General features: G+C 66.2%; 9 protein-coding genes. 8 read left to right on the top strand and 1 reads right to left on the bottom strand.

What is annotated here, in order from left to right:
- The first annotated feature begins 121 nt into the window (after positions 1–121).
- The 7 genes from AB0F61_RS29045 to AB0F61_RS29015 all read left to right on the top strand — a co-directional run bounded on the left by AB0F61_RS29045 (position 122) and on the right by AB0F61_RS29015 (position 6,953).
- Positions 122–1,306, top strand: coding sequence for a low temperature requirement protein A (locus tag AB0F61_RS29045; protein ID WP_357816001.1), 1,185 nt, complete (start codon positions 122–124; stop codon positions 1,304–1,306).
- A 636-nt stretch (positions 1,307–1,942) separates the two neighbouring features.
- A complete protein-coding gene (locus AB0F61_RS29040; protein ID WP_357815998.1) occupies positions 1,943–3,133 on the top strand; it encodes a helix-turn-helix domain-containing protein in 1,191 nt (396 codons plus the stop codon).
- A 124-nt stretch (positions 3,134–3,257) separates the two neighbouring features.
- Entirely contained in the window at positions 3,258–3,419 is a 162-nt protein-coding gene (locus tag AB0F61_RS29035; protein WP_357815996.1) for a hypothetical protein, read from the top strand.
- Between the two features lie 247 nt (positions 3,420–3,666).
- The gene (locus tag AB0F61_RS29030; protein ID WP_357815994.1) at positions 3,667–4,245 is read left to right on the top strand and encodes a hypothetical protein; all 579 of its coding nucleotides are present in this window, start codon (positions 3,667–3,669) and stop codon (positions 4,243–4,245) included.
- Between the two features lie 102 nt (positions 4,246–4,347).
- A complete protein-coding gene (locus AB0F61_RS29025; protein ID WP_357816117.1) occupies positions 4,348–5,538 on the top strand; it encodes a helix-turn-helix transcriptional regulator in 1,191 nt (396 codons plus the stop codon).
- Positions 5,539–5,650: 112 nt separating this feature from the next.
- Complete coding sequence (locus tag AB0F61_RS29020; RefSeq protein WP_357815991.1) at positions 5,651–5,812, top strand: hypothetical protein; 162 nt, start codon at positions 5,651–5,653, stop codon at positions 5,810–5,812.
- Positions 5,799–6,953 carry a helix-turn-helix domain-containing protein gene (locus tag AB0F61_RS29015; RefSeq protein ID WP_357815988.1) on the top strand — a complete coding sequence of 385 codons (1,155 nt, stop codon included), beginning with the start codon at positions 5,799–5,801 and terminating at the stop codon, positions 6,951–6,953. Before AB0F61_RS29020 ends, AB0F61_RS29015 begins: the two co-directional genes overlap by 14 nt.
- A 237-nt stretch (positions 6,954–7,190) precedes the next feature.
- On the opposite strand, the gene AB0F61_RS29010 is transcribed toward AB0F61_RS29015, so the two are convergent.
- On the bottom strand, positions 7,191–11,474 hold the full coding sequence (locus AB0F61_RS29010; protein WP_357815985.1) for a fibronectin type III domain-containing protein: 4,284 nt from the start codon (positions 11,472–11,474) through the stop codon (positions 7,191–7,193).
- A 463-nt stretch (positions 11,475–11,937) separates the two neighbouring features.
- Between AB0F61_RS29010 and AB0F61_RS29005 the strand changes: the two genes are divergently transcribed.
- Positions 11,938–12,165 (top strand): hypothetical protein, encoded by a 228-nt coding sequence (locus AB0F61_RS29005; protein ID WP_357815982.1) that lies wholly within the window; start codon positions 11,938–11,940, stop codon positions 12,163–12,165.
- The last annotated feature ends 213 nt before the right edge of the window (positions 12,166–12,378 follow it).

The raw sequence follows: 12,378 nt of genomic DNA, 5'->3' as shown, positions 1-12,378 counted from the left end.
CGGATACAGTGGGGTCATCGGAGCATCTGCGGCGATGAACGAAGCGCCCGTCGGTCCGACTTGCCCGTGGTATGACTCTTCCGGGAGCCGGTAGTCCGGACGGGTGAAGGAACGGGTTCGAATGAAGACGGAGAAGCGCCCCGGGCTGGTCCGCGATCTTGGTCAGCCGAAGCAGGCCACCTACGTCGAATTGTTCTTCGATGTGATTTACATTTTTATCCTTTTCCGGCTCTCTCAGACCCTGCTCAACCGGCTGGACTGGACCGGCGCTTACCAGACGCTGATCCTGCTGTTGGCAGTGTGGTGGGTCTGGTCGTACACCAACCTGGTGACCGACACCCTGGACTCACGGCTGATCCATATCCAGTTGCTGGTAATCGCCACCATGTTCGGTGGCCTGCTAATCTCCACGACTATCCCGGAGGCGTTCGAACAGCGCGGACTACTCTTCGCGATCGCATACGTCGCGATCAACCTGGGCCGCAGTTCCCTGCTGGCCATCGCTCTGCGCCGGGATCCGCTCGGCTGTCGACCGCTGCGCGCAGTTCCCTGGTTCGTGGTCTCGGCGGTGCCCTGGTTCGCCGGCGCACTGGTCGATGAGACAGCCCGGGTGGCGCTATGGAGCCTGGCCATCGCAATCGACTACCTGGCCGCGCTCTCCGGATGGCCGACGCCGAAGCTCGGTCGTACGACCCCGTCGGAGTGGAATCTGGCCAGCGAGCATCTTGCCGAGCGCTACCGGCAGTTCATCATCATCGGGCTCGGTGAGACGGTCATCACCACCGGGCGAACATTCCACGCCAGCGAATTTAGCCTCCACCGAGGTACGGCGTTCACGGTGGCTTTCGGTACCACCGTGCTGCTCTACTTCACCTACTTCTACCGCACCCGGGAAAAGCTCGGCACGGCCTTCTCCCATGCGCACGAGCCGGGCTTTCGAAACAGGGAATCCGCCTTCGCCCATCTGCTCATGGTGGCCGGCATCGTCGCCATCACCGTCTCCGACGAGATGGCGATCGCGCACTCGACCGCAGCGGCCCCGGCGTCCTGGCTGGTCATCATCCTGAGCGGACCGGCGCTCTTCCTCGCCGGACACGCACTACTCGGGCGGCACGTGTTCACCCGCGTGTCCATGCCTCGGCTGATCGGGCTAGGCGTGCTCATCGCCATCGGCCCGCCCCTGGTCGGGCAACCCGTACTGGTGCCCGCTGCGGCAGCCGCCGTCGTGCTCGCAGGGGTCGTCGGGTTCGACCTACTGCGCGGTGGCCGGGAGGTGGGCGATCAATCCTTGCCCCCGCGGCTCTGAACCCGCCCAGCCCAGCTTAGCCGCAAGCCTTCACTCAGCTAACGATCTTGTGCGCAATTGAGTGGGGCATGTGAGCTGCTCTGATGCGGGTTGGCTACCAGGTAATCATGCGGTCAGATATCAGGTCATCGATGGCGTTATTGGTCTCGGATGGGAGTTCTCGGCGACCGGTGAAGCGTTGGAGTTGACGTCACCACTTCAGTTCGGCGTTCGCGTGTCCACCGGCGCCGGGGCGAAAGGACACCGCTATTAGTTGGCACCAGCGTGGCGCCTGTCCAGATTGACTTGACATCTGCGCCGGGCCGTGCTTGTGCTCATGACCCGGCGGCTTCCGCACGCTGTCCACCCCCGGGGCACTCCTCGGGCGGGGCGTAGGCACGAATGGTGCTGTTGTGCCGCGCAACTCTTCCGTCAGCGGTGAGGGCTACGGTGCGTTTACAGACGGGGCACCGCCCGGCGATGCCGCCCATCATTGCCGATCGAGGCTCGGAAGCCGGCTGACCACGGAAGGTGCCAGACGCAACCGGACGACGTCGACCGTCACCGATGCGGTGCTCTGCGGGTGTAGCGTCCAACCGTGCGGGCGTAGCGCTTCAACACCGCAATCCGGTCCTCTAACTGGGGGTGGGCGTAGGCATGGTGACGAAGCCGGACACCATCGGCGCCAGGATCCGGTACTGGCGGATGCGCCGGGGCGGCATGACTCAGGCCGTCCTCGCTGGGCTCGCTGGCGTCACCCAGTCCTACGTGTCGCAGGTCGAGTCCGGCCGTAAGCCCATCGACCGTCGCTCCACCCTGGTCGCTCTCGCTGCCGCGCTCCAGGTCACGGTGGCCGATCTGCTCGGCCAAGGCACCGAGTCGGGCGACCCGGCCCGTGAAAGCGCCGCCGAGTGCGTGCCCGCGGTCTGGTCGGCCCTGATCGAGATCGAGGACGGCGAGCGACGCCCGTCGACCTACACGGCGGATCAACTGGCGGCCGAGATCGCTCGCGCCGATCAGCTCCGCAACTCATGCAACTACCCCGCCATGGCCCGCATGCTCCCGACTCTGCTGCTCGAAGCCGCTGCCGTGGGCGGCACCGCGCTCGCTCAGGTCGCCTACCTGGCCTCCACCTGCCTCCGGCACCTCGGCTACCGCCACCTGGCCCTCAACGCCTCCCGGATATCCGTATCGGCTGCCGAGGACGTCGAAGATCGCGCGTGGATCGGCGCAGCGCGGTTCGTTTACGCGCAGAGCCTGCCGATCGAGTCCGCCCGCTTGGCGGCCAGGGCCGCTGACCGCTCACTCGTGGAGCTTCAGGGAGACGCCTCCGACGTCCGGGTGCGGCAGATGCTTGGTCAGCTCCACCTCATGGCAGCGCTGGCCTCGACCGTGGACGCTCGTCCGGACGTTGCCCACGACCACCTCGCCGAGGCCGCACGCGAGGCGGCGAGTCTGGGAGATCCAGCCGACGGCGGCGGCTTCAACGGGTGTTGCTTCGGTCCAACCAATGTGGGGCTCTGGAAAATGTCCATCGCGGCTGAGCAGGGCGAGTACGGCAAGATAATCGAGCTGTCCCGGACGATCCAACCGCGGGTGCTCAAGGCTTCGAATCGCCAACTGTCGTACTGGCTCGACATTGGGCGAGCGCTGGCGGACGGCGGTCGTCGGGACTCCGAGGCCCTCGCCGCATTCATCCGGGCCGAGCAGGCCGCGCCGATCCCGTTCGCCATCAACCCCCTCGCCCGCGATGCCGTGGTGACGCTGGCGCAGCGTGCCCAGCGCCGAGCCATCCCCGACGAGTTGCGCCTGCTCGCCGGCCGCATCGGCATTAACCTGGCTGCATAACTGCCGGTAATCACGACATCGCCATCCCCGTCCCACTGTCCGGTTTGGAACGCGAACGCGTCCTGATGGTCCACGCGGCAACGGTCGATCCTGAGTAGCTGGGCCTCCACCGGAGGAGGCGGGGATGGGCGGTCAGGACGACAACGCTCCGTCGGCCAAGGGTGAGGCGGCCGAGCGGGAGGCTGACAAGCAGCGCCTTCTGGCGCAGGCCGAGGCAGAGCGCGTACCCGTGGACGACACAACCCGCGCGGTTCGGGACCGGCGGTGGCGGCGTGACCAGCGATGACGTGATCGGCCATCGGGTGGCGCGCTGGCGGGAGCGGCGGTCGATCGGAGACCGCGGCGATCGTGGAGTTGTGACGTCAAGGTCGAATCGTGTGAAGGGTATTGCATGCCGCACCGGACTTGGACCCGGTAGCTGGCCGACCGCGAACTGAGAACGCGACCGTTTCCGGTTGCCCGAGCGACGTAGCTTGGGAGACGGTGCCTCCTGATCGATGGCATGCCCGACTCACCGTTGGACGAGGAGAGCTGTGGACGCGAATTCGGTTACTGCCATCTGCGCAACTGTGGTCGCCGTCGCTTCACTTGTGGTTTCGATTACGGAGGCACGAGCAAGCCGAAGGCACAACTTCCAATCTGTTCGTCCATTGTTGAGCCTGGACTGCCTCCGGTTGAATAGCGGCCTGGCAGGCATTCGAATTCGAAATGCCGGCCTTGGCCCGGCTATCATCAGCTTAACTACGCTGTATCTCGACGGTGATGAGGTCGGGCCGTGGGAAAAGCAGGTTGTCGATCCACTGCGCGGCACGTTCACGACCTGGCCCAACTTCTCATCCCTTCGCCCAGGTAAGCCCATCCCGGTCGGCCAGGAACTGATGATCCTTGCGGTAGAGGACTACGACTCAGTGAGAGATGCCGAGTTTTGGGCGGCGGTGACCCAGCGGATCAGGATTCACGTGCAGTACGAATCGATATATGGCAACGAGCGGCAGGAGGCGTGGTTCGAAGGGTCGCCCCCTCATAAGACTGAACTTCCTTGGCACGGGAGGGATGATGCGGGAGCTTCAATAAATGACGATGTGCAGACCGAACCAAGCAAATATCTGTAGTGGCTGCCGTCACTTGCACGCACTCTCGGTGTACCGTCCAACGTGCGGGGGCTGCAGGGTGTGGCCGCTGTCCTGGTCCTCTATCTGGGGGTTGGCGAAGGCATGGTGACGAAGCCGGACACCATCGGTGCCAGGATCCGTTACTGGCGGATGCGCCGGGGCGGCATGACCCAGGCCGTCCTCGCCGGGCTCGCCGGTGTGACCCAGTCCTACATCTCGCAGGTCGAGTCGGGCCGGAAGACCATCGATCGTCGCTCCACTCTCGTAACTCTCGCCGCCGCGCTTCAGGTCACCGTGGCAGACCTGCTGGGCCAGGGCACCGAGTCGGGCGACCCGGCCCGTGAGAGCGCCGCCGAGTGCGTGCCGGCGATCTGGTCAGCCCTGATCGATATTGAGGACGGCGAGCGCCGCCCGTCGACCTACAGGCCGGACCGGCTGGCCGCGGAGATTGCTCGCGTCGAACAGCTCCGTACGTCCTGCAACTACCCAGCCATGGCTCGTTTGCTCCCCGGTCTGCTGCTCGAAGCCGCCGCTGTGGGCGGCACCGTGCTCGTCCAGGTGGCCTACCAGGCCGCCACCTGCCTGCGGAACCTTGGATACCGGCATCTGGCTCTCAACGCTGCCCGGCTCTCCGGAACGGTCGCCGAGCACGCTGAGGACCCAGCATGGATCGCAGCATCCCGTTTCGCCTACGCGCAGAGCCTGCCGATCGAGTCCGCCGCCGTCGCGGCCCGTGCTGCTGACCGGTCTCTGACCGAGCTTCAAGCCGACGCCGCCGACGAGCGAGTCCGACAGATGCTCGGACAACTCCACCTCTCTGCTGCGCTGACCTCGGCCGTGAGCGGTCGCCTGGATGTCACCCGCGATCACCTCGCAGAGGCAGCTCGTGAGGCAGCGACCCTCGGAGATCCGGCCGACGGCGCGGGCTTCAACGGCTGCGGGTTCGGGCCAACAAATGTCGGCCTGTGGGAGATGTCCATCGCGGCCGAGCAGGGAGAGTCCGGTCGCGTCATTGAGTTGTCCAGGACGGTCCGACCGCAGGTGCTCGCAGCGTCGATCCGCCAGCAGTCCTACTGGCTTGACCTCGGCCGCGCCCTCGCGGACGGCGGTCGCCGGGACGTTGAGGCCCTCGCCGCATTCGTGCAGGCCGAGCGAGCCGCACCGATTCCGTTCGCCATCAATCCCCTCGCCCGCGATGCCGTGGTGACGCTGGCCCACCGTGCCCAGCGCCGAGCCATCCCCGACGAGCTTCGCCTGCTCGCCGGCCGCATCGGCGTCAACCTGGCCGCATAACTGCCAGTAATCAACGCATCACCAATCCGCCCTACTGTCCGGTTTGGGACGTGAACACGTCCCATGGCCCTGGGGCGGCGAGCTTCCCGGGCCCCTGACGGAGGAGGCGGGGATGAGCGGGCAGGACGACAACGCTCCGGATAACAACGGTAAGGCCGGCGAGCGGGAGGCTGCCAAGCAGCGCCTCCTGGCCCAGGCCGAGGCGGAGCGCGTACCCGTGGAGGACACGACCCGCGCGGTCCCGGACCGGCGGTGGCGGCGTGACCAACGATGACCTCCCGATCGGTCGCCAGGTGGCCCGCTGGCGGGTACGGCGGTCGATGACCCAGCAGATGCTTGCCGACCGGCTGCGTAGGTCGAAGAGCTGGGTGGACAAGGTGGAGCGGGGCGTGCGCGCCCTGGACCGGTACTCGGTGATCCAGGAACTGGCCCACGTCCTGCGGGTCGATCCGGAGGTGCTGCTCGGCCAGCAGCCGAGCACCCCGGCGGGCACGCCGGCCGGGGTGGACGACATCCGCGCCGCGCTCGCCCGCTACGACATCCCGCAGGCCCCGGCCCAGACGCCGGAAGAGGTGAGAAGGCAGGTCGGGTACGCCTGGTTGACCTACCAGCACGCGCACTACGGGCAGTTGGTGCGGGTGTTGCCGGGTCTGCTGGACGCCGTCCAGGGCGCGCGGTCGGCGGAGGTGCTGGTGCCGGCGTACCGGATCACCTCGTCGCTGCTGGTGAAGCTCGACGAGGCAGACCTGGCCTGGCTGGCCGCCGACCGGGCGATGGCCGCCGCCGGAGACAACCAGATCCTGGCGGCAACGGCAGCCATCGCGGTAGCCCAGGCGCTACGTGCGGCAGACCGCGGCCGCCTCGCCCTGGCCGCGACGCTCGCCGCCGCGAATCGCGTCACGGTGACGCCGCAGCGGTCGGTGGGGGAGTGGGCTGTGGGTGGGACGCTGCTGGTGCAGGCCGCCCTGGCCGCCGCCGGCAGCGGCGACTCCCGCCGCGCCGACGAGCTGACCGAGCGGGCCGCGGGCGTCGCCGCAAACCTTCGGGGGTACGACGATCAGCACCGCACCAGCTTCGGGCCGATCGTTGTCGAGCTGGCGCGGGTGTTGGTGGCAGCGTCGCGGGGTGATGCCGTCGAGTCGCTGCGGCGGCACTCGGCAGTGGTGCGGCGGGAGGCGTGGCGGCGGTTGCCGGCCGAGTATCGGGGCGCCTACCTCGTGGACGCCGCGCGCGCGTACCTCCAGGTGGGTGACCTCCGCGGCGCTGCTCGCGCCCTGGTCGAGGCGGACAGCGTCGCGCCGGCGGAGGTTCGGTGCCGGCCGTTGGTGCGTACCGTGATCGCCGACGTTGCCCGCGCGCAGCCGGCGCCGGCCGGTGTGGCGCGACTGGCCACACTGGTCGGCCTTACCCGGTGAGGGCCGCTGGCCTCGGGGGAGGATGACCACGAGTCGGCGTGATCCCTGCCCGCCGTCGGACGATCACGCGCGAGGCCGACGAGGCAGGCTCAGGAGCAGCTGGCCCTGGCCGTCTTCTCGAAAGAACTTCGCTTCACGATCTTCGCGCCGGGCGGCGGACAGAAGGAACCCCCGGGTGGCGCCTCGAAGGCCGGCGCGTCGCCCAGGGGTTCCTTCTGTATGCCCAGTTCCTACAGGTCAGTTACTACAGTCCAGCTCCCAGTAGCCGCCGTGGTACAGGTTGGCATCCGTCTCGAACCAGTTTCCGTCGACTGGGTTGTGAAACGTCCACCAGGATATCGCCGATGCTATCCCGTACGCGGTTGAGTAACCCGCTACCGAGGTATAGCGGCTCCATTGAACGGAGTGGACAGCTTCATGCCGCATGAGGTCTGGTCCTCGGTCGACGGCGGTCGACCGACCACGAGTCTCCAGCAGACACGTCCTCTTTCTGGCCTCATCTTGGAGCCTGGACCGGAAATCTTCTAGTGAATCCGGATAGTGGAGGATGTCTCCAACGGTCATGGGTTGATCACCGCCAGGGGACTTTCCCATGCAAACAGTCTGCAAGGAGTCTCGATAGCATGGTGTGCCATACTTGTTGGCCCAAGCGGCTGCCGAGGCATTGCTGCCGTTGAGGTTGTTGTTCTTGCGAGTCACGGTCGAAGACGTCGGTATCCAGAGAGGGCTGTCAGCGTCAGAACCTCCGTAGTCCCAGCCTGTCTCGTTGACCGCAACAGCCCTGAATTCATGGAGGTCGCTGCTGTTCAGGCTATACCACGTCCACTTCGTGTCTGTCGTGTTGCCGAGGACTCTCCAGTCGCCCTGCTCCCACTTGTTGCGGACTTGGACCTGATAGTAGGGAGCGCCGCAGCCGGTGACGACGGATCGGAACCAACTCACGTCGACCCGGCCGGGAGCCCCGATGGCTTCGACATACCGGGCCGGCCCGGGGTTGGGCGCCATGGGTCGCGCGCTTACAACATTGCTTGTGGGGCTGTCGCCGCTGATGTTGTCGGCCAACACCCGGAATTGATAGGTGTGAGTGTTGGTGAGGAAGTCCATCTTGATCGTCGACTTGCCAATTATCGGGTAGATCCCTCGGGTCCAGGCCTGCCCCCTGGTGGCATTTCGGTACTCGATCCAGTGGTACACATTCGAGCTGGGACTCGGTGTCCAACTCAGACTGACGGAGGCGCAGCCCTCCGCCGTCACGGTGAGATTGGAAGGAGCCTGTGGTCGGGGCGGCATGGGTCGTACGGTCGCCACGTTGGAAGGGCTGCTCTCACCGGCGACGTTGCTGGCCCTGACCCGGTACTCGTACTGGTGCCCGTTGTGCAGGAAACCCATGGTGATCGACGTGCCCCCGGGAACGGGGTACGGGGCCTGCTGCCAGCTCTGGCCGGCCGTGACATCGCGGTATTCGATCAGGTAGTAGGCGTTCGGGAACGAACTGGCGCTCCAGGTGAGGGTGGCCTCCCCATCACCAGCCCGGGCGGTCAGGTTCGAGGGTGGGCCGGGCAGCGGAGGCAGGGGCCTCGCCGAGACGGTGTTGGACGGAGGACTCTGCCCACCCGCGTTGGTGGCTGTCACCCGGAAGTCGTACGAGTGCCCGTTGTTGAGGAACTGCATCGTGATCGTGGCGGCGTCAGTTGGCAGAGGCGTACGTTGCCATGACTGCCCCGCAGTCGTGTCTCGGGAGTAGACGAAATATTGAGCATTGGGCGTAGCGGAACGGGTCCAGTTCAAGGTGACCTGTCCGTCGCCCGCCCGAGCGGTGAGATTCGACGGCGACGCTGGCAGGCTGTAGTAGGCCGTGACTCGCACCGCCGAGGAACGCGACCCTTCACCGCCGGCGTTCGTAGCGGCGACCTGATACTCGTAGGTGTGCGCCTGGGTGAGGTATGCCATCGTGATGGATGGTTCGCTAGTGAGGTATTCGAGGCGTGTGAACGCCGTTTGTCCTGCGGTTACGTCCCGCCAATAGATGACCGAGTATGTGCCCGGCGCAGGCGGGTCCCAGTTCAGCTCGATCTTGCCCTCGCCCATGGCGGCGCCGCGAAGGTTGGTCGGGGCGCCGGGTGGTGCGTACAGAGCGGTGGCGCTGGCGGCCGCGGTGCTCGGCCCTTCCCCTGCGGCATTGGTGGCGGCGACTTTGAACTCATACCGGTGCCCGTGCGCAAGGTACTCCGCAGTGGCTGCGACTCCTTGCGTGACCGGGTAGGGCCACGCCCGGAAGGTCGTCTCGCCCGCTGTCACATCGCGTTGGTAAATTCGATACCAGACATTCTGGCCGGGAGCCTGCCAGGTGAGCTGGATCGTGCCGTTCGACTTCGCTACCGCAGTAAGGCCGGTAGGAGCGGTTGGCAATGCCGGGGCAGGAGTAACGGCCGCGACATTGCTTGCCGGCCCCTCACCGGCGGCGTTGGTCGCAGAAATCTTGAACTCATACTGGTGCCCGTTGGCGAGGTAGAGAGCGGTTGCGGACGTCCCTTCGGACACCGGGTACGGCCAAGCCGTGAAGGCAGCTTCGCCAGCCGTGACGTCGCGTTGGTAGACCTTGTACCAGACGTTCGGACCCGGAGCCTGCCAGGTCAGAGTCGCCTTGCCGTCGCCGGAGGTGGCCCGCAGGGAGGTCGGCGCGCCCGGTAGAGGGTAGGTCGCGGTCGCCCGCGCCACATTGGAGTGCGCAGACTCGCCGCCCTTGTTGGTGGCTGCGACCTTGAACTCGTACTCGTGGCCGTGGGCCAGGTAGGTCGCCGTCGCGGTCGTGGCGTCGATGACCGGAAGTGGCCAGGCGGTAAACGCGGCTTCGCCTGCGGTCACGTCACGTTGGTACACGCGGTACCACACCTGGCCGGGGGATGCGGTCCACGCCAGCTTGACATCGCCGTTGGCTTGAGCGGTCGCGGCCAACCCGCTCGGTGCCGCAGGCACAGTGAATTGAGCCGTGGCGCTTGCTGTCGCCGACCATGGGCCCTTACCGCCTCCGCCGACCCCGCGGACGCGAAAATCGTATCGGCTCTGGTGTTCGAGCAAGCTGACGGTGAGCGTTGTGGCGGTCCCATCGGGGTGGGCGAGCGGCAGCCACTCCGTCTTGCCCGCGGTGACGTCGAGCCGTTCGACCTCGTAATACCAGGATCGGTCGGCGGGCTGCCAGTTGAGGACGATGTCACCAGTTGACTGGGGGACGGCCGTCAGGCCGCTGGGTGCGGGCGGAGGTTGCACGGTGACGGTCGCCGAGGCGACGTTGGACGGCAGGCCCTCGCCAGTCCCGTTTTCGGCGGTGATCCGGTATTCGTAGGTGTGGTCGTCGCGGAGCAGGGACAGGTCGATGCTTGTCGTGGTGACCGAAGCTGGCAGCCGCACCCACTGAATCTGTTGGGCGGTGGTGTCCCGCTGATAGACCCAGTACTTCGGGGTCTGGCCAGCCGGGGCTTGCCAGGAAAGGTGGATACCGCCGTCCGCGTCCGTACTCGCCGCGAGGTTGCTGGGGGCAGCCGGCACACCTGCTGGATTCGGTGCCGGCAGGGGCCAATCCACCTCGATGAAACGGGGGCGATAGATCGACACGTTCGCCTTGGAGTCATCGGTGTTCAAGGCATTGACGTTGTACGACAGGAGCAGCTTGCCATCGCGGGCCAGGTCCTGGTGCAGCGAGGTGTCGTAGACGATCGTCGGCGGCGAGTTTCCCGCCTCGGGGGCCCGCGCAAGCTCACGCGGTCCGGAGAACGGCCCCGCTGGAGAATCAGCGCTGTAGGCAACAATTGTGTTGTTGAAGACGAGATGGCCCTCCACCGTTATCAGGACGAAACGGCCATCCAGCTTGCTAACCGTGAATGCGGTGCCCACCCCACTGGCCACACGGGCCGAAGAACTCTCCGTGGTGACCCACCCGGATCCGTTCCAGAATTGCCACTTCCCGGTGAGACCACCGACCGGAACGCGAGCGACGTGCGCGAACTTGAAGTCGGCGGCGTGTTCCGACCCGTAGATGTAGGTGTAACCATTGTCGGTGACGAGCGACTGCCCCCAGGTGATCCGGGGGTTCAGGGGAAGCTCCCGGACCCCGGTGACAGACAATGAGGGGAGGCTCAGGGTCACGAGGGCGTTTCCGGTGGGCGCGACATCCAACGTGCCTGGGCCGGTCGAATCGTACCTGTTGACCAGGACTTGAAGATTGTTGCCCTCGACCATCGCGCCGGCTATCCAGCAGCCGAGACCCACGCTGTCATCACACATCAACGACTTCGGGGCCGCTGATGTCCCGCCATGCAGCGTCGCGGTCAGCGCCGTGCCGTCTTGTACCACGAGTGTGTTGTGGACCATGGGCGAGTTGGCCGGGCGCGAGCCATCCGCGTTTACGCTGCCCAGAAACGTGTCAGAGAAGAGCCAGGCCAACCGCCCGTCCGGCAGAAGTACGGAGAAAGTGCGGTCGCCTCCGGTCCAGTGGCCTCCTGCGTTTCCGTATTGCGTGAACATCGCATTTACCGCCGCAGCCGACATGCCCTGCGCTGGTAAGGCGTCAACGGCCTGGGCGCGCGCTGGGAACGAAATGACGATGGCTGCTATGAGGGCCGTGACAGTGCCTAATGTGATGTGCCGATTCCTGCGTTTCGACAGGGACAACGAGAACCCCCTCTAATGGTGAGCATTATCCCTGAAGAAGATCGGGATCCGGCTGAAGCTAGCAGGCTCGGGTTGGGTCGAGCGACCCCGTACCGCGCAACGCGTCGATTGCTTAAAAGGTGGGCATTGAATATTTTTGACCGAATTTGGCAACAAGGTGGTCTTCCCAGGGTGACCATTTCGCAGAACCCGGTTGGTCCCGATTCCTGAGCCCTTCGAGGGAATTGCGTCAGGGTTCCATGGGGGAGTTCACCCCGGACGACTCTGGGCGAGGTGCGGGTGATGAGCGGACGGTGGCGACGGTTCCGCGCGGCGGTTGCCGGTCGAGTATCGGGGCGCGTACCTGGTGGACGTCGCGCGGGCGTACCTCCAGGTGGGTGACCTGCGCGGTGCGGCACGGGCGCTTGTGGACGCGGACAGTGTCGCGCCGGCCGAGGTTCGGTGCCGGCCGGTGGCGCGGACCGTGATCGCCGATGTTGCCCGCGCGCAGCCGGCGCCGGCCGGTGTGGCGCGACTGGCGACGCTTGTCGGCCTCACCCGTTGACCGAACCTAGTCCAACTGGACCCGTGACGAGTCGTCGTCAGCCCGTCGTTTCGACTCACAGCGAACGCCACGCGTCACCGTCTCGTCCAGGACGACCCGCCACCGGTCCTCATGCCCACGCCACGCCAAACGCCGCAGCCCAGTGACGTTGGAGTAAACAGACGGGGGTGGGGGTGGGGGGGGCGCCCCGGGGGCCCCCCCCCCCCCCCGAGG

It is taken from the genome of Micromonospora sp. NPDC023888, from assembly GCF_040639415.1.
Classification (GTDB): domain Bacteria; phylum Actinomycetota; class Actinomycetes; order Mycobacteriales; family Micromonosporaceae; genus Micromonospora.
The sequence above is the reverse complement of the archived record's forward strand: the minus strand, read 5'-3'. Positions and strand labels throughout refer to the sequence as shown.